The 17863-nt window shown below is 37.1% G+C and carries 22 protein-coding genes, 1 tRNA gene and 1 pseudogene; 16 read left to right on the top strand and 8 right to left on the bottom strand.

Annotated elements, in window-relative coordinates:
* The first annotated feature begins 11 nt into the window (after positions 1-11).
* From AOC35_RS12005 to AOC35_RS11985, 5 genes are all read left to right on the top strand, one after another.
* Entirely contained in the window at positions 12-1409 is a 1398-nt protein-coding gene (locus AOC35_RS12005) for a cytochrome b (RefSeq protein ID WP_108647306.1), read from the top strand.
* A 23-nt stretch (positions 1410-1432) separates the two neighbouring features.
* The gene (locus AOC35_RS12000; RefSeq protein WP_245898505.1) at positions 1433-2185 is read left to right on the top strand and encodes a cytochrome c1; all 753 of its coding nucleotides are present in this window, start codon (positions 1433-1435) and stop codon (positions 2183-2185) included.
* A 77-nt stretch (positions 2186-2262) separates the two neighbouring features.
* Positions 2263-2874 (top strand): glutathione S-transferase N-terminal domain-containing protein, encoded by a 612-nt coding sequence (locus AOC35_RS11995; RefSeq protein WP_108647304.1) that lies wholly within the window; start codon positions 2263-2265, stop codon positions 2872-2874.
* Between the two features lies 1 nt (position 2875).
* Positions 2876-3307 (top strand): ClpXP protease specificity-enhancing factor, encoded by a 432-nt coding sequence (locus AOC35_RS11990; RefSeq protein ID WP_108647303.1) that lies wholly within the window; start codon positions 2876-2878, stop codon positions 3305-3307.
* 25 nt (positions 3308-3332) lie between these two features.
* A tRNA-Thr gene (locus AOC35_RS11985) sits at positions 3333-3408 on the top strand.
* Between the two features lie 195 nt (positions 3409-3603).
* Here the strand turns inward: AOC35_RS11985 and AOC35_RS11980 are convergent.
* Positions 3604-3840, bottom strand: a complete 237-nt coding sequence (locus tag AOC35_RS11980) for a helix-turn-helix domain-containing protein (protein ID WP_108647302.1) — start codon at positions 3838-3840, stop codon at positions 3604-3606.
* A gap of 99 nt (positions 3841-3939) precedes the next feature.
* Here AOC35_RS11980 and AOC35_RS11975 point away from each other — a divergent pair, with 99 nt between their 5' ends.
* The 4 genes from AOC35_RS11975 to AOC35_RS11960 all read left to right on the top strand — a co-directional run bounded on the left by AOC35_RS11975 (position 3940) and on the right by AOC35_RS11960 (position 5809).
* A complete protein-coding gene (locus tag AOC35_RS11975; RefSeq protein ID WP_159077575.1) occupies positions 3940-4266 on the top strand; it encodes a hypothetical protein in 327 nt (108 codons plus the stop codon).
* Positions 4250-4921 (top strand): hypothetical protein, encoded by a 672-nt coding sequence (locus AOC35_RS11970; protein WP_108647300.1) that lies wholly within the window; start codon positions 4250-4252, stop codon positions 4919-4921. Before AOC35_RS11975 ends, AOC35_RS11970 begins: the two co-directional genes overlap by 17 nt.
* The gene (locus AOC35_RS11965) at positions 4921-5220 is read left to right on the top strand and encodes a hypothetical protein (RefSeq protein WP_108647299.1); all 300 of its coding nucleotides are present in this window, start codon (positions 4921-4923) and stop codon (positions 5218-5220) included. The genes AOC35_RS11970 and AOC35_RS11965 overlap by 1 nt, the downstream gene beginning before the upstream one ends.
* A 316-nt stretch (positions 5221-5536) precedes the next feature.
* Positions 5537-5809 (top strand): hypothetical protein, encoded by a 273-nt coding sequence (locus tag AOC35_RS11960; protein ID WP_159077574.1) that lies wholly within the window; start codon positions 5537-5539, stop codon positions 5807-5809.
* A 142-nt stretch (positions 5810-5951) separates the two neighbouring features.
* On the opposite strand, the gene AOC35_RS11955 is transcribed toward AOC35_RS11960, so the two are convergent.
* From AOC35_RS11955 to AOC35_RS11935, 5 genes are all read right to left on the bottom strand, one after another.
* Complete coding sequence (locus AOC35_RS11955) at positions 5952-7043, bottom strand: AAA family ATPase (protein ID WP_108647297.1); 1092 nt, start codon at positions 7041-7043, stop codon at positions 5952-5954.
* Positions 7043-7861: a toprim domain-containing protein gene (locus AOC35_RS11950; RefSeq protein WP_108647296.1), complete on the bottom strand. Its 819-nt coding sequence runs from the start codon at positions 7859-7861 to the stop codon at positions 7043-7045. The genes AOC35_RS11955 and AOC35_RS11950 overlap by 1 nt, the downstream gene beginning before the upstream one ends.
* Positions 7862-8014: 153 nt before the next feature.
* Positions 8015-8233: a hypothetical protein gene (locus AOC35_RS11945; RefSeq protein ID WP_108647295.1), complete on the bottom strand. Its 219-nt coding sequence runs from the start codon at positions 8231-8233 to the stop codon at positions 8015-8017.
* Between the two features lie 158 nt (positions 8234-8391).
* The gene (locus AOC35_RS11940) at positions 8392-9075 is read right to left on the bottom strand and encodes a hypothetical protein (protein ID WP_159077573.1); all 684 of its coding nucleotides are present in this window, start codon (positions 9073-9075) and stop codon (positions 8392-8394) included.
* A 95-nt stretch (positions 9076-9170) separates the two neighbouring features.
* The gene (locus tag AOC35_RS11935) at positions 9171-10496 is read right to left on the bottom strand and encodes an integrase family protein (RefSeq protein ID WP_108647293.1); all 1326 of its coding nucleotides are present in this window, start codon (positions 10494-10496) and stop codon (positions 9171-9173) included.
* A 330-nt stretch (positions 10497-10826) separates the two neighbouring features.
* Between AOC35_RS11935 and AOC35_RS11930 the strand changes: the two genes are divergently transcribed.
* Positions 10827-11096, top strand: coding sequence for a tetratricopeptide repeat protein (locus AOC35_RS11930; RefSeq protein WP_108647292.1), 270 nt, complete (start codon positions 10827-10829; stop codon positions 11094-11096).
* Between the two features lie 38 nt (positions 11097-11134).
* Positions 11135-12164: pseudogene (locus tag AOC35_RS11925) on the top strand (IS3 family transposase).
* Between the two features lie 18 nt (positions 12165-12182).
* Here the strand turns inward: AOC35_RS11925 and AOC35_RS11920 are convergent.
* The gene (locus AOC35_RS11920) at positions 12183-12542 is read right to left on the bottom strand and encodes an O-linked N-acetylglucosamine transferase family protein (RefSeq protein WP_211307516.1); all 360 of its coding nucleotides are present in this window, start codon (positions 12540-12542) and stop codon (positions 12183-12185) included.
* A 143-nt stretch (positions 12543-12685) separates the two neighbouring features.
* Here AOC35_RS11920 and AOC35_RS11915 point away from each other — a divergent pair, with 143 nt between their 5' ends.
* The 3 genes from AOC35_RS11915 (at position 12686) to AOC35_RS11905 (ending at position 15254) form a co-directional block, all read left to right on the top strand.
* Positions 12686-12991, top strand: a complete 306-nt coding sequence (locus AOC35_RS11915) for a hypothetical protein (protein ID WP_108647290.1) — start codon at positions 12686-12688, stop codon at positions 12989-12991.
* 150 nt (positions 12992-13141) lie between these two features.
* Complete coding sequence (locus tag AOC35_RS11910) at positions 13142-14110, top strand: cyclase family protein (RefSeq protein WP_108647289.1); 969 nt, start codon at positions 13142-13144, stop codon at positions 14108-14110.
* 91 nt (positions 14111-14201) lie between these two features.
* Positions 14202-15254, top strand: coding sequence for a Bug family tripartite tricarboxylate transporter substrate binding protein (locus AOC35_RS11905; RefSeq protein WP_108647288.1), 1053 nt, complete (start codon positions 14202-14204; stop codon positions 15252-15254).
* On the opposite strand, the gene AOC35_RS11900 is transcribed toward AOC35_RS11905, so the two are convergent.
* A complete protein-coding gene (locus AOC35_RS11900; RefSeq protein WP_108647287.1) occupies positions 15235-15918 on the bottom strand; it encodes a TetR/AcrR family transcriptional regulator in 684 nt (227 codons plus the stop codon). The genes AOC35_RS11905 and AOC35_RS11900 overlap by 20 nt on opposite strands.
* A 53-nt stretch (positions 15919-15971) precedes the next feature.
* Here AOC35_RS11900 and AOC35_RS11895 point away from each other — a divergent pair, with 53 nt between their 5' ends.
* Together AOC35_RS11895 and AOC35_RS11890 are read left to right on the top strand one after the other, a co-directional pair.
* Positions 15972-16844, top strand: coding sequence for a beta-keto acid cleavage family enzyme (locus AOC35_RS11895; RefSeq protein WP_108647286.1), 873 nt, complete (start codon positions 15972-15974; stop codon positions 16842-16844).
* A 240-nt stretch (positions 16845-17084) separates the two neighbouring features.
* On the top strand, positions 17085-17678 hold the full coding sequence (locus AOC35_RS11890) for a phasin family protein (protein WP_108647285.1): 594 nt from the start codon (positions 17085-17087) through the stop codon (positions 17676-17678).
* Positions 17679-17863: the final 185 nt, after the last annotated feature.

The raw sequence follows: 17863 nt of genomic DNA, 5'->3' as shown, positions 1-17863 counted from the left end.
GGAGATCAGTAATGGCATTTCATGAAAAAGAAGTCTCAGCTAATGCGGGAAGTGGAGAAAAATTATTGGCATGGGTTGATTCCCGTTTTCCATTAACATCCACTGTCAAGGCACACTTAACTGAGTATTACGCACCGAAGAATTTTAACTTCTGGTATTTTTTCGGATCTTTAGCGATTCTTGTACTAGCTTTACAAATCATTACTGGTATTTTCCTGGTAATGCATTACAAGCCTGATGCAGAAAAAGCCTTCCAATCTGTTGAATACATCATGCGTGAAGTTCCATGGGGATGGTTGGTGCGTTATATGCATTCTACTGGCGCTTCCATGTTTTTCATTGTGGTATATATGCACATGTTCCGCGGCCTAATTTATGGCTCATATCGTAAGCCCCGTGAATTAGTATGGATTTTTGGTTGTACTATTTTCTTGTGTTTAATGGCTGAAGCGTTCTTCGGTTATTTGCTACCTTGGGGTCAAATGTCCTATTGGGGCGCACAAGTGATTGTGAACTTATTCTCTGCGATTCCAATTATTGGCCCTGATTTATCACTTTGGATCCGTGGCGACTATGTGGTTGGTGATGCGACATTGAATCGTTTCTTCTCATTCCACGTGATTGCTATTCCACTCGTTTTGGTTGGTCTAGTTGCAGCTCACATTGTGGCGTTGCATGAAGTCGGCTCAAACAATCCTGATGGTGTTGAAATTAAAGAAACGTTGGATTCTAAAGGTATTCCATTGGATGGTATTCCTTTCCACCCGTTCTATTCAGTACATGACGTGATGGGTGTTGGGGTCTTTGCTATGATTTTTGCTTTTGTAGTATTTTTCGCTCCCGAAATGAGTGGATACTTCTTAGAAGCCAATAATTTCGTGCCAGCAAATCCACTTCAAACACCTCCACACATTGCTCCAGTATGGTATTTCACGCCGTTCTACTCCATGCTTCGTGCGACAACATCTGAGTTCCTGCTACCCATGTGGATTTTTGCAGCAGTAATGTTTTGGATGGCCTCAAGAGGTGCTGCGATCAAAACTAAAGCGATTTTTGGGGTAATTTTAGTTATTCTTGGTTTAGGATTTCACTTCTTAGATGCGAAATTTTGGGGTGTGTTAGTAATGGGTGGTTCCGTTGTTATCTTCTTCTTCCTACCTTGGTTAGATAACTCACCAGTAAAATCAATTCGCTACAGACCGGGTTTTCATAAGTATATTTACGGGGTATTTGTAGTTTGTTTCGTGATTTTGGGTTATTTAGGTATTCAACCACCTTCAGCAATTGCAGAGAAAGTTGCCCAAGTTTGTACTATTTTCTACTTTGGATTCTTCTTAGCGATGCCTTACTGGAGTAAGATCGGCACATTTAAACAAGTTCCTGACCGTGTAACTTTTGCAGCGCACTAAGGTTGAAAATAATGAATAATAAAATGAAAACAATTTTAAATTTATGTAAAGCTGGATTGCTGGCATTGAGTATTTCAGTTGCAGGTTTAGGTTTAGCTAACGAAGCGGGGTACCCTTTAGATAAAGCACCAGATCGTTTAAACGACATGAGTGCTTTACAAAATGGTGCAAAGATTTTCGTCAACTACTGCCTCAATTGTCACAGTGCGGTGAGTATGCGTTATAACCGTTTACGTGATATTGGCCTTTCAGATGAACAAATCAAGCAAAATCTTTTGTTTACTGGCGAAAAAGTGGGCGATTTGATGAAAATCTCCATGATTGAAAAAGAATCAAAAGAGTGGTTCGGTAAAGCTCCTCCTGATTTATCTGTAGAAGCAAGATCAAGAGGTTCAGACTGGATTTACACTTACCTTCGTACTTTTTACCGTGATGATTCAAGACCGACTGGTTGGAATAATTTGGTATACAAAAACGTCGGTATGCCACACATCCTTTGGGAGTTACAAGGAGAGCGTGTTGCCAAATTCGAAGAGGCTAAAGGTGAACACGGCGGTGGTGAGCATTTTGTCGGCTTTGAACAGCTTACTCCTGGCAAAATGAATCAACAAGAATTTGATAACAATATGGGTGATCTCACAGCATTCTTGACTTGGATGAGTGAGCCTGGTCAATTACAACGTAAGCGCATTGGTGTAATTGTGTTACTATTCTTAGCCGTATTCACAGTTTTCGCTTGGAGATTGAATGCAGCTTATTGGAAGAGTATTCATTAATATTCTTTGATGTGAGCCAAGGCAGATGACTTAGGTTATCTGCTTTTTCTATTGATGCTTTATAAGGAAATGCTCCTATGATGGTTCTTTATTCGGGTACAACATGCCCATTTTCACAACGTTGCCGCTTAGTTTTATTTGAAAAAGGCATGGATTTTGAAATCCGTGATGTCGATTTATTCAACAAGCAAGAAGACATTTCGGTAATGAATCCCTACGGCCAGGTACCTATCTTGGTTGAGAGAGATTTAATTTTGTATGAGTCAAATATCATCAACGAATACATTGATGAGCGCTTTCCACACCCACAGTTAATGCCACCTGATCCGGTTGCTAGAGCACGTGCAAGATTGTTCTTATTTAATTTTGAGAAAGAGTTATTTGTGCACGTTTCTGTTTTAGAAAACGAAAAAGGTAAATCAGCTCAGGCAGTTCTTGACAAGTCTAGACTAGCAATTAGAGATCGCTTAACAATGCTTGCCCCAATTTTTGTTAAAAACAAATATATGCTTGGTGAGGAATTTTCAATGTTAGACGTTGCCATCGCACCATTACTCTGGCGACTCGAGCATTACGGCATTGATTTATCGCGTAATGCAGCACCTTTACTCAAATATGCTGAAAGAATCTTTAGTCGTCCAGCATATATCGAGGCTTTAACACCTTCAGAAAAAGTAATGCGTCGTTAATATGCAAATTGGGGATGAGTCACAAAGAACTGCGATACCGAGTACAAAGCCTTACTTAATTAGGGCTTTGCATGAGTGGTGTATCGATTTTGGCTTTACCCCCTACTTGTCAGTTTTTGTAGATGAAACCGTTCAAGTTCCAATTGAGTATGTCAGAAAAGATGAGATTGTCCTTAATATTGGACCAACAGCTTGTCAGGAACTCTTAATTGATAACGAATGGATAAGTTTTAAAGCAAGATTTAATGGCATCTCCAAAGAGTTGTTAGTACCAATCACACACGTGATGGCAATTTACTCTAAAGAGAATAGCCAAGGCATGAGTTTTCCGGTTAACATTCCTGAAATTAAGCCAGTGCAAAAACCTAAAATTGAAAAAGAAAACCAAGATACAACAAACAAACCGAAATCTCATCTAAAGTTAGTAAAGTAGTATAAAATACTAGTTCTTAATTAAAGCCCCATTAGCTCATCTGGTAGAGCAACTGATTTGTAATCAGTAGGTGGTCTGTTCGAGTCGGACATGGGGCACCAAATAAATAAAGGGTTTGCGGTCATTGGACTTCAAGCCCTTTTTCTTTATGGCTTACCATGTAAGCACTATGTAAGCACCAAAGGGTAATTTACCCCATTTTTAACCCTAAAGTGATGGTTATTTGATTGGCAAAATTGATTTGGGTTTGGTCTTAATGACGAGGGGTGCCTTAACTAGCACCATCCCAAAAAAAATTACTTTTTGGAAATCTCGATTTCTTTTTCTACGAGTTTCAATAATCTAGACATCGGCAAATCTAAAGCAATAGCTAATTGATAGATAGTTTCTAAAGATGGCTTTTTTTCCCCAAGCTCTAATGAACTAATAAAGGTTCGTCTTAAATCAGCCTCAAAACCTAACTGTTCTTGCGTTAGTCCTTTTGAAATCCTTAGTTTTCTTAACGCAATCCCAAAAGCCTTTGATACTTCCATGAAATCCCCCTGATTAGGGATTTTTGATGCCAAAGCCTATAAAGTCTTCCCACTGTAGTAGGAATTAGTTATAGTAGTTGCATATCAATGGGGGATTGTATGAAGAAATTACTTTTATCACTTAGTGTTTTTTCTTGTCTTTATGGTTCTTTTGCAAATGCAGACACATATGTGAATGGATACACCAAAAAAGATGGCACTTACGTAAATGGCTATACCAAATCATCGCCAGATTCGACTAATTGGAATAACTACTCAACTCAAGGCAACTCTAATCCCTACTCTGGATCAGATGGAACTAGGGCAAGAGATTATTCTTCAGAAGCTCGTGATTATGGTGGTGGTAGACCAGTCTATACAGGCCCACAAGGTGGTCAATACTATATTAATGACAATGGAAAAAAGGTCTATGTCCCTAAACAATAAATTCCTTAGATCTAAAGTTTTATCTTGTTTAATTGGTTTTTTTTTGGCTTTAAATGTGTTTGCCCTAGATACTCAAAGCTATGCAAGGGATTTCTTGAATGAAATGATTGATAAAGAGAATGGTATAAAAAATATTATCGAAGAGGAATTATCAGATAGGCGTGATTTACAAAAAAAAGGATTAAATAAATTACTCGAAATCAAAGTCCGTTGTAATTTATCTACGAATATGAATTCAAAATTATCTGAGGAATCACTTCAAATATTGAGAAGTTTAGTAAGACAAATTTCTGATATTGACGAGTTTATACAAAAAGAAGAGAGAAGAATAGCTAATAAATTAGAACACTCAAAGCAAGTTAGAGCGCGATATTGCCCCTCTCCGGATGGTGATTTAGCTCAATATATGAGATGTGTTCAAAAAGATACTATTTGGAGAATCGTTATTAAAAGAGAATATGAGGTAAAGGTTAATAATTTATTATTAAAACAATTAGCAGAAACTACAGAGGATATAAAAAATTGCGCTATCGATAAAAAAACAATCTCATCTTATGATCTTCAGGTAACATCCGAGTTTTTAGAAGCTTATAGAAGTTATATAGCAAACGTTAATCTAAGAATAAATGATGGACTTGCAAAAATAATATATTAATGTTATCAATATTTACGCTATCAATCAAACAAATTCAAGAAGCCCTTAAATGGCATCAGAAACGCTTGTCAATGGGTGATGATATACCAACTATGTCAGAACTAGCTGAAACTGCTGGGATCTCTCGCCAGACTCTCTATAAGTTCATCAAGGGTGAACGTGCTGAATTTGGTGAAGTAGCACAAATTAGGCTAAGTAGAATGTTGATGAGAATATCAGAAGAACCTAGATATATGCAATCAAGTATAGCTAGAATAGAGTTGAGAAGTGGAATCCCAAAGATAAGGTTTGGAGTGTAAGGGTAAATTAGGTATAGGACTACTAACTGCTCACATGAAAAAGAAATATATTGAACTTCTTATAAAAACTTCATGTTTTGCAAAGAGTTAATGTTTCTAATTCGTTTCTATGGCAAATAATTGGTGGTATTCATCATAATTTAAGAATAATAAATTACGAAAAATAAGTTCTGGAGATCTTAATGGAATATAACCTTGAGAAAAAGGTAATACTTAATAATGAGCCTAAGCGTAAAAATCTTTATGGATGGAGCCTCAAAGAGGTTTGTGGGGAGAAGGACTCGAGAGATTTAATACCTTGGGTAAGGTGATGTTTATGAGTAAAAATGTTGATTATTTCAAGAGAACTAACGCTATAAAAAATAGAATTTACGATATTAACCCATTTGTATCAACGATAATAAACAATGGCTTATTAAAGAATGTAGAAGGTATACACTCAATTGAAGTTTCAACAAATTGGAGGAAAATAACTATAGAAATATCAAACGATGAATTCTGGAATCATAAAGGACTTTTTGAAACTTCAGCTGTTATAAAAATCATGTTGGCATGTAAATCTATAATGGGAGATTATCTTGGAGAGTAACAATTGCAACAAAACGTAAACTTGCAAGAATTAGACAAAGCTAAATTACAAGAACTAGCTAATGAAGATACTCAACTTTTGCGAAGATGCTCATTAAAATAGTATGACCATCTTCGGCTTTTTTGACCACCTTCGGTGACTTTTAATCAATTTGATAGGTTTTACTTTCAATCTTGCAACATAGCCAACCCTCTTTCATGCCACCTTTTTTAGTTTTTATTCCTAGGGCATTTCTGGCTCGAATTAAAGTCGCATCTGAAATCATATTTGCCTTAGCTTCCTCTTGAATATCTTTAACAGGAACATCTTGGAATGCAAGTATTTCTCTTAAAAAATCCTTTGCTTCCTCTAAAGCACTTTTCTTTTCTTTATTTCCATCGTCTTCAATGGTTTCATATTGGATTAGAATTTCTCTTGCATGACCATCCAACCAGTTGCCCCAAACAATTTCGGTAACATCACAACCATTTAAATCGGAAACTTCAACTGTATAAGAAAACCCACCATTTTCAGTGCCAATATTATTTTTTGGGTGGACTAAAACTCGTTCACCATTAGAACTCTTAGCAACTGCCCAAACAATCCTAGATGATGCACCAAAAGCTTGTGAACCCAAAACTCTTTCGACAGTATCCCTACCCTGAGTTCCTTTCCCAAAATGAGAAATACCAAGAGTTGCAAGTTGATAATTATTTCCCAAATCAACCAATGGTTGTAATCCTGCCCTAACTCCATTAGCTTGATTCATATCGCCTTTGATGGCGGTTACTATGGGATCTACTACAAGAAGAAGAACATTACCACCACCTTGATTGATTATTTCAATCTGTTCAGATAATTTATTAAAGTGCATGGATGGATTAAAACTTACTTTTTCCCCATTCTCGCGAAACTCTGAGATGAAATGAATTCTATCTAAGTTAGCACCCATCAATTCCAACCTTGGTTTTAAAGTATCTTCTGGGGAATCTTCGCTTGTATAAATAATCACATCACCACAATATTTTGATGGTTTTCCATCAGGAAAATTTCCACCTGTAGAAATGATTGACGCAATACTCATAGTTAGTGTAGTTTTTCCTGTAGATGGTGAACCAGCCAAGATATGAAGTTTTCCTCTAGCTAACCAATCAAACCAAATCCAATCAATTGACTTACTTACCATATCACTTGCCTTTGTTAATACAACACCATCTGGTATGGGCTTTTGGGCGTTTAATTTCACAATACTCATTACGACACCCCCTTGAAGTAGTCATTCCAATCTGTTCCTTGTTGGTTCTCTGTAAAGGGTGGGAATGAAGTTGAACCATTAACAGTTTTAGATGCTAATTCAGCATAATGTTTACCTGTCTGGTCACTATCACCTGCAATAATGATTTCAATGTCTGGTAGGTGTTTTCTTAGCTCAACTGCTACAGGCACTAGATTCATGGCGTTAAAAGCCACAATAGATAAGCACCCTGTATCTTCATACACCGAGTAGGTAGTAGCATAACCTTCAGCAATATATATAGGTTTACTCATCGAAATTTCACCAATAAAGTGACATCCACCTTTTGATATACCACCTTTAGAGAACCATTTATCCCCTTGTTGATTGATGAATTGAATGGATTGGAATTCGCCAAGAACTGAACAAACAGGGATCAAAAGATTATTTCCTTGTTGCCTAATGTCAAAAGGTTTAACTTTCTTTCTAAGAAGATAGGGATGGCTTACTAAGGCGTCTTGAGAACTCATAAAGAGTTCTTTTGATTTAATGCCTACCTCTTTATAGATTTGGGCTTGTTTCATCTCATGAGCCTGTTTAATGCGTTCTATTTCATCATGTCTGGTCTTTCTTTCTATCGAAGATAAATTCTTAAAATCATTAGCAAACCAAAAATGTTTATCACCAGATCGCCAATCCTTTAAATAACCACCTTGTCCATCAGCAAACAATTTAGCCGATACACTTTTATTTTTACCAAATCGAATAAACTTATTTGGGATGATTTCGCTATTAGGCTCATAACCTAGGTTTTGAATGAAGTCATAGAAATTATTCATAGCATAACCTCGCAAACTTGATTAACCAAGTTGTAAAGCTGATTGGAAGTAAGCCATGAATAGCCAATTTAATAATGGCTTGTTTTATGATAGTCTTGTAAGTGTATTTATGAGAAAGCCAATTGTCAGAGGTTGGCTTTTTTATTTGGTAGGTCATAAAGTTGCACCTTCCAATAATTTCTGAATATCACTTACTCTCCAAGATAATCTCCCATTTATTTTTATTGGTCTAATCCCCATTGGGGCGCAATCTAAACAATGCCATTTACGGACTGTTTGAGGACTCCTGTTAATGGCTTGGGCAAATACCTCAGTTGATACAACCTCTGGGAAAGAACCCTCTTTAAATAACTGTTTTAATGAATTACTCATAATTCCATACCTTTCTTTTTAAGTTGGTATGGTCATTAGAATTTTGCAAATCCTTTTGCAACAAGATGCAAATTCTGCAAATTTAATTCATAGAGAAATTCTTAGTAATATCAATAACTATTATTTATAGTGCAAATAAAGTGAAAATCAAATGCAAATCAATTTCGCTTACCTTTATTGCTAAAAATATGAGTATTTAAACTTTTTGGATGATCTCTATTTTCAGCAAATTTTCTATAATTGTTATATCGTTGCCTAGAAATACCATAGGATTCTGCACATTTATCCCAAGTTCCATGCGTTATTTTTTCATTTAAAAATTCAGAATAATTGCGTTCTCTAAGAAATATTTTACTTTCGTTGTCTGAAGCTAATACTTCGGATAGCGAGGCATCTTTTGGCTTTAGTAAAGACAACAACTCTGGGGGCATATTCTTGAATGAATTTTTAGTAATAGCCCATTCCACAAAATTTTTAAGCAAAATATTACTTAATCCTAAAGACAGTCTAGAGGAATGTTTATTATTTTGAAGAATGTCTAACCTATCAGCAAATTGTATTTTGTCACTCGGACTGCCACCAAAAATATGGTAATCAAATTTAGAAGCTTGATTATTCGGATACCTATTAATGAATTCTGGATTAATACCTAAACTTAAGGCTACTGCAATCCAATCCTCTACGAATATAAAATCAAGCCAATAATCCCAATTAATAAATTTATATTTATCAGATAATAATTTTTGAATCTCCAAGTTGTCACTTTTTTTGGCATCTTCAAAGTTATTTGAGGATTCTTTAATCCATTTCCAATAATCTTCAGAATTGTCATGATTATTCATAAGCATAGCCTTCAATATGCCCTTCATTAGAACCCCTAAGCCGACCAAGGAAGGTTCTTGGTTTTCACCTCGTCAGGCTAGGCTAGGGATAACTTTTATTTAACTAATCTTAATATTCTTTGTTCTTTCAATTCATCCAGAGTAGGTTGAACAATTCCAGCTTCATCAAGAATGAACTTTTCAATCTTGGTATGCCATAGCCTTAATAAATCAATTGGTCGGTCTGTATAGTGTTTTTCAGCAGTTCCACTAGGTTCATGCCCCATAATTTGAGATGCAATACCAACAGGCGTTTCTACCCATTCAGACATATTTTTAAAAGTTCTTCGTAAACCATGAATAGTTAAATGAGGAATACCAGCATTTCTATTGGCACTTTCTAAAGCATATCTAGGTTCTTCAAGATAACCAGATTTAGAGGTTGGACTAAAAAAAACATATTCGTTTTCTTTTGGTAAATCTTGAAGTAGTTTCGCCATATAAGGAGTAATTGAAAATGCTCTAGTGCCACTCCATTTATCTTTAATAACGCCTTCATACCAGACTAGATCAATATTCTCCCATTTAAGAGTTGCAAGTTCATTTCGTCTTGCACCAGAGAGGACAAGTATTTGTAAGTAAGCTTTCGTAACTTTATTTTTACCTCGGTTGATATGATCAAACCAAACTTTTAACTGTTGCTTTTGTAATGAGTCTTTTCTTGGCTTGGATGCTGGGATGTTAATTAATAATTTTGAACAGGCATCAAGATGAATGGCGTTCTTATATTCTTTATGATTACTAAGCCATGTAAAAAAAGCATTAAGAAGGGCTAAGCCTAGCCTTGCAGTTGCTGGTCGATCTAAATAGGACTCAAGCCATTGTTCTACTTTATCTCTGGTTATTTCCTTTAATGGTTGGTTTAGTAAATCATATAAAACCCCATTAGCTTGAATTTTAGACTGTCCTGTTCTTACCCCTCTGGAGAGAACCTTACCTCCAATACGTACCATGTTTTCATGTTCTTGGGCATGGCGTGAACCCCAAGGTTGATTTCCTCTTTTACCTCGAACCTTACCCCATTTAATATATTCATCCCAAACAAGTAACCCATTTTTACTTTTGGCTTTATCTATCTGTATTTTTGCAATAGCCTGTTCATCTGCAATTCTGGGATCATTTCCCTTTTTAATTTCAAGTAACTTTGTTTGAGCAATTTCTAGGGCGTCTTTAATTGTTAATTGGTTTACATTCCCAATAGTTTTTCTAATGGTTTGTTTATTTAATCTCGTTTGAATAATAAAAGATTTAACTTGAGATTGAGTAACCCTAATCCCAAAGTAACCAGAGTTATTAGAATCCCAATAAATTACTTGTTGTTTATCAGGTGGACAAACCATTTTGTTAATTTTGCCAATGGTAAAATTACTAGAATTAGACATTTACACTCCATGTAAGCACTATGTAAGCAAAATTATAGCATTTAGAGGAATTTAAAGGAATACTTAAAATAGTAAGAATAACTAAGAAAGCCAATAAAAATAAAGGTTTAAAGGGATTTAGTAACTTCAAGGAATACAACGGAAAAGTTGATATTTGCTGATTTGTAATCAGTAGGTGGTCTGTTCGAGTCGGACATGGGGCACCAAAATTCAAAAGATTTGTTGTTTACAGGCAGCAAATCTTTTTTCGTTTTAGCAATAAACTATTTATCGATAAGCGATTTAAGACGTTTTTATAGAAAAAGTAGCAATAAAAATTCTGCTTAAACAATGAATCAAAATACAGACTTTGAAAAAGCAAAAGAAACCTTTATTCTAGGGCTGAATTCGCTTGAAAAAAAAGATTTTCAAAATGCAGAAAACTATTTTCGTGAGTCTCTTAAATATCTGCCTGATCGCGTCTCAACGTTAACGAATTTATCATCCGCTTTACGACAACAAAATAAATTTACAGAAGCCCACCAGAGTGCTTTGCAATCAATCCAGCTTGACCCCCAAAATCTTGAGGGTTGGATGGTAATCCCCCCGCAGGTTAACTGAATTTAGAAGTAGAATTTTCTCATTGAGAGGAGTTCTACATGAAGCGTTCAAAATTTACAGATAGTCAGATTATGGAAGCCCTAAAAAGGGTTGATAGTGGTTTAGCAGTTCCGGAGATTTGTCGAGAGTTAGGGATTAGTACGGCAACTTTTTATAAATGGCGTGCGAAGTATGGTGGCATGGATACATCGATGATGGCTCGGATGAAGGAACTTGAAGCTGAGAACGCCCGCTTAAAGAAGATGTATATCGAGGAGAAACTCAAAGCGGAGATCTTAAATGAGGCCATCACAAAAAAGTGGTGAGGCCGTCTCGCAGACGTGAGATGGCCCAAAAGGCAGTAAGAGATAAGGCAATCTCCATTCGATTGGCCTGCGCCATATTTAGCGTGAGCGAGTCTTGTTATCGCTATCAAGCCAAGAACAATGCCGAGAATGAGCTGATTGCTAATTGGCTGATCCGTTTAACAGATAACAACCGCACTTGGGGTTTTGGCCTATGTTATTTGTATCTGCGTAACATTAAGAAATTTACCTGGAATCATCAACGCATTTATCGTATTTACAGAGAGCTAGAGTTAAACCTACGGATCAAGCCACGTAAGCGTCTGGTGCGTGATAAGCCGGAGGCCTTAACTGTTCCACTAGCAATCAACCAAGTATGGTCAATTGATTTTATGCATGATCAGCTAGAGGATGGGCGCAGCATTAGGTTGTTTAATATCATTGATGACTTTAATCGAGAGGCTTTAGGAATTGAAGTGGATTTTTCATTACCCTCCGAAAGAGTGATACGGAGTTTAGATCAAATTAGTGGCAAACTGATGGAATGGGCTGCCAAGCATCAAATCCAGATTCAACATATCCAACAGGTAAGCCTCAACAAAATGCGTATGTAGAACGATTTAATCGTACTGTTCGATACGAGTGGTTATCTCAGCATTATTGGCAAAGTATTGACGAAGTTCAGATGTTTGCAACACAATGGATGTATAAATATAATCATCAACGTCCAAACATGGCATTGGGCGGTTTTACCCCGAAACAGCGGCTGGCCATGGCTGCTTAATTTACTCTACTTTTGAGTTCAGTTATTAATGGGGGGATTACCAAGCCATCTATCTACTGCATTTTTAATTCTTAATCGATAAGGGTCATCAGGACGATTGCTTAAAGATACTCCAAAAACTTCAAATTGATTTCGATCATGTAATTCAAAAAGTTCAGCCGTTAAATAAGAAACGGGATGCTGCCCAAAGTCCGGTGAAATATAGGCAATTCTTAATATATTTTTATTTACCCTATTAAAACTTGGTGGAGTATGACGACTTAATGGGAAATGGGTATTAACGAAATGTTGAGCACTTAACTGATGTAATTCTGGAAGATCAAAAAAAAGAGTAGATTGAAATGGTAGGACTTGATCTTCTGCTTTTTTTATAAGCAACTGTAACTTTTCTTTTCGTTGATTTAATTCAGACCAGTCAGATATATTAAGTTTTGAATACAACAAGTGACCTTGAAGTGACTCTAGAGTAGGATCATATTTCTCGAAAAGCTTCTGCAAGTAACGCAATCATAGAAACAAGGTTGGAGTACGACTACCTACTCAAAGGTAAAGTACTGTCACAATTATCTGATTTAGCCGGCTATGGGGACATTACGGATGCAACGGATGCTAATAATACCCAAACTAGTGGTTGGGGCTTACGTTTATCAGTTTCTTATTTAAAGGAAAACTGGGGAATTACACCTTACTTAAGCTATTGGTTCATTCAAAACTCGGATGCGGTCCCAGTTAGTATCACAAGCAATGGAACGACAACTAATTACATGGCTGTAGAACCCACAAATCGAACCAATGAATATGGTGTAAAGGTATCTTACGGGTTTTGATTGTTGGCAATCTCGTTTGAGTTTGCCAATAGAAAATGAAAGCTTAACAAGACAATTGTTTTAAAAATGATATTGACAAAACCTTATCTTGATGTTAATTTAAACAATTGTTTAAATTGTTGTCGTAAATAATTCTTGGAGGAGACCACTATGACTAAAAAAATCAATCGTGCTGACTTAGACGCTGCTGCTGAAAAATATAAAAACTGGGGTAAATGGGGTGCGGAGGACGAAATTGGAACTCTCAACTTTACTCAACCAGAGGACATCGTCAAGGCTGCTGGCTTAGTTAAAAAGGGCAAGGTAATTTCACTTGCTTTGAATTATGATTCATCTGGTCCTCAGGGTGCCAAGTCAAAGTATCCATCAATGGGTCGTATTAATCCTGTGCATACTATGTTAAGAACTGGTACAGATGCTTACTCTGGCGTGTTGGATAAGCGTGGTATCCGGGCTGCAGATGATATGGTTGTAATGCCATTGCAATGCGGTACACAATGGGATGGACTTGGCCATGTATTCTTTGACAACTACATGTACAACGGTTTTGATTGCCGTGAAGTTTCATCAGCAGGTGCTGCGAAGTGCGGTATTGAAAAAACCAAAACGAAGATGGTCGGTCGCGGTATTTTGTTAGATGTGGCTCGCTTCAAAGGCTTAGATACTTTGCCTGATGGTTACGGTATTACTTGTGATGATTTAGATCAAACTGCAAAAAAACAAGGTATCGAAATTAAGCGTGGTGACTTTATTATTGTCCGCACAGGTCAAATGGAAGACAAGCTTAAAGCAGGTAGTTGGGATGGATATCCAGGTGGAGATGCGCCAGGTTTTGCTTTTGAAACATTAGAATGGATTCAACGCACAGAGTTAGCTGCTTTAGCCAGTGACACATGGGGTTGTGAAGTACGTCCTAATGAATCCGAAGTTGGCATTAACCAACCTTGGCATTGGATTACGATTCCTATCATGGGTATGACGATGGGCGAAATCTTTTTCTTAAAAGATTTGGCGGATGATTGTGCTGCGGATGGTGTTTACGAGTTTATGTTTGTTGCACCGGCATTGCCAATTACTGGCGCTGTTGGATCACCAACTAATCCATTAGCAATTAAGTAAGCCTTAAAAGTAATCAAGTAGTTTTTATACTAAAAATAACCATGAAAATTCTGCCACGCTAGCGTGGCAGAAAATAGTGTGGGAGACCAAAATGCAAAAAGCGACAACAACACAGCGAACAACAATGATGAACAGCAATATTTCTACAGTGAAAACTGGATCCAATTCCCCCATGTTAGTCAAAGTTGCCGTCGTAAGTAGTATCCTTGCTGTGTTACTAGCATCGATAGTCTCACCAGTAAAAGCGGCTTATCCAGAAAAGCCAATACGTATGACGGTATCATTTCCACCAGGTGGCCCTGTTGACATGGCGGCTAGAATTATTAGTAATCGTTTGACTGAAGTTCTAAAGCAATCGGTCTTTGTCGATAATAAGACGGGAGCAGGTGGTAACGTTGGTGCACAAATCGTTGCAAAGTACCCAAATGATGGTTACAACTTCCTCATTACTTCTTCATCTTATGCAGTGAATCCTTCGCTCTATGGAGATAAAGCAGGCTACAACCCAACAAAAGATTTTTCTCCAGTGATTATCATTGCAACACAGCCCAATGTCATTTCAGTGAATGAGAAGGTTCCAGTTAAAACGCTCGACGAATTAAAAAATTATGCAATGAAAGAGAAGTTATCGTTCTCTTCACCAGGTAGTGGCACAACACCCCATTTAACTTGCGAAAATTTATTTCACGTGATTTGGAAAAATGATATTACTCATATCCCTTATCGTGGGGCTGGTCCTGCATCAGTAGCGGTAGTCGGTGGTGAAACTCCAATTGGTTGTACAGCAGTAGCTGGAGTCTACCAGTTTCACAAACAAGGAAAAGTCAGAATTTTAGGCGTATCAAGTACTGAAAGAGTGGCAGACCTTCCAGAAGTACCGACTCTAAAAGAATTGGGCTATCCGCAAATTCAAGACTATACTTGGGTGGCAGTTTTAGCTCCAGCAGGAACATCAGCAGACCAAATTAATACTATCAACCGTGCCATTGCAAATATTGTCGCTGAACCAGATACGAAAGAAAAACTAAGCCAAGCTGGACTCATTCCTGTAGGCGGCACCGTAGCTCAAACCACAACCTATATCAATAATGAATTAAAACACTGGGGTAAAGTAGTTTTAGAAACTAAGGCAAAACCTGAGTAAAGTCAGTTACAGGCGCCAAAAATCCATGTTCACAGAAATTCAAAATTTCCTCAAGGGCTTCTTGCCAGTTACTTCCGGTACATTTTTGATCAGAAATAACCTCAAGTCGACCCGTGTTTGAAGCGACATAGATATACAGACCCATGATAAAAATCATTCGCCAAGCAATCGTCTCTTTACTGATTTGGGGCAAAGTTCTATGAAACTCTTCCATGAACTCCAAACTCACTTTGTCGTAATATTCTTGACGCAGAGTTGTTTCAATGTCTTTCGGTTCATTGTGCAAGCGAGCTTGCAGTTTAACAAATGCTCGACCGCCAGTACTCTCCCCAGCCAAGCGCAGAGGCGGATAAACGAATGCATAGATCAATTTTTTAAGGGCAATAGATTGACCCTTTGCTTCAGTGCGAAACTCCTCCAAGAGGCGCAATCGTTCATCAGAAAGAATTTTCCCGCGGCGGGCAAAGATTGCCATAAAAAGTCCGCGTTTATTTTGGAAATGGTAATTAATCAATGCTTGATTAATATTCGATTTAGACGAGATATCACGAACAGTGGTGCCCGCATAACCGGATTCAGAGAACAGTACCTCAGAAACATCCAGCAATCGCATGACTGTTTCTCTAGAAGTACTTGATAGGGTATCAAAATTTATTTTTTGCATGTGTCACATTTAAACATTATTAGATTTGAAGTATAAACAGAAAGGAAGAAGTTATGAGTAAAACTATATTAACCTGTGCAATTACTGGGAATTTAACAAAACCAGAAATGACACCCCATTTGCCAATTACACCACAACAAATCGCGGATTCTGCATTAGAAGCAGCAGAAGCGGGTGCGGCTGTTGCGCATATTCACGTTCGTCACCCAGATGGCAAGCCATCAATGGAACTCGAACATTATGCTGAAACCATTGATTTAATCAAAAAACACAACACTTCATTGATTATCAATTTAACAACAGGCCCTGGTGGTCGCTTTGTTCCTTCTGAAGATGAACCAAAGATTTTTGCACCAGGTACAACACTTTGCCATCCATTAAAGCGCGTAGAGCATATTGCCAAATTAAAACCAGACATTTGTTCATTAGATTTAAATACGATGAACTCAGGTCCTGATGTTGTGATGAATACACCATCGAATGCTAGAAAAATGGCGAAGGTAATTCGTGAAGCAGGAGTAATGCCTGAGCTCGAAATTTTCGATACAGGTGATTTAAATTTAGCAAAAGATATGATTGCTGACGGCAGTCTTGAAGGTCCAGGCTTATACACCTTTGTAATGGGTGTGAAGTATGGTTTTAATACTGATCCAGCAACTTTGCTGTTTATGCGTAGTCAGTTACCTGCAGGCGCAAAGTGGGCAGCTTTTGGTATTTCTAGAGCAGAGTTCCCGATTGTTGGTGCAGCTTATTTATTCGGTGGCCATGTTCGTGTAGGTATGGAAGACAATATTTACATGGAAAAAGGTGTTCTTGCCAAGAGTAATGCTGAACTCGTAACCAGAGCAAAAATGATTGTAGAAAACCTTGGCGGTCAATTAGCAAGCTCTGCTGAAGCACGTGCAATGCTTGGTTTGAAAATGTAAAAATTAGTCGTTTAATTGTTTTGTAATTGGGAATATCCATTTCTAATTACCTCAAGTAAATCACTAAAAAATCCCAGTTAGGATCATTCCTACTGGGATTTTTGCTTGAAATATCGGTAAAAATACAAAAAATATTGCATTGCAACAAAAAACTCTTGCATTTTAATACTTAGGGGTGTAAATTTATTGCATTGCAACATAATTATGTTTTTTTGATATTAACTTACTTGGGAGAATCACATGGACTACGAACAAATTGCTGGAAAATTAAACGAATTTAGCGCAAAAAATGTACAAAACGTAATGGCTTTGACTGAGAAGTCATTTGACCGTTCACAAAAATTAGCTGAAATTAGCTTTGACACAACTAAGTCACTATTAGTAGAAGCTAACGATACTTTAAGCAAAGTATTGAATGCTAAAGATCCACAAGCAGCAATTTCAATTGCTCAAGAAAACGGTCTTGATGGCATTACTAGCAAATTAGTTGCACATCAACAATCTGTAACAAAGATTGTGCGTGAAGCTGCTGAAGAAATGACAGCTATGTCAGAAGCTAGTATGGATCAGATGAAATCTAGCCTAAAAGAATGGGTAGAAACAATGTCTGCAAATGCACCTGCTGGATCAGACGCTTTTGTAAACGCATTCAAAACTTCAATTGACACTGCATTACAAAGTGTTGGTCAAGTTCAAGCTGCTACTAAAGAAGTACTCAGCAAAGTTGAAAAATCAACTGAAGAAGCTGTTGAAGCAATTCAAGGACAAGTTGCAAGTGTTAAAAAAGCTGCAGCAAAAACCACTGCACGTCCAGCTGCACGTAAAACTGCTTAATTGTTTAAAGAGTTAAAAATAGAATAAAGAAGTAGTACTCCTTAAAGCCATTCTTGAAAACAAGAATGGCTTTTTCTTTTTTGGGTAGAACTCAAGAAATTGAAGAGAATTAAGAGACTTCAAAAAACAAAAAGGTGTGACCCTAAAGTACACACCCATTGCTGAACAACATCAGAATTGATAAA

The organism is Polynucleobacter rarus (genome assembly GCF_003072505.1).
Taxonomy (GTDB): Bacteria; Pseudomonadota; Gammaproteobacteria; order Burkholderiales; family Burkholderiaceae; genus Polynucleobacter; species Polynucleobacter rarus.
This window is presented reverse-complemented; position numbering and strand designations above follow the sequence as displayed.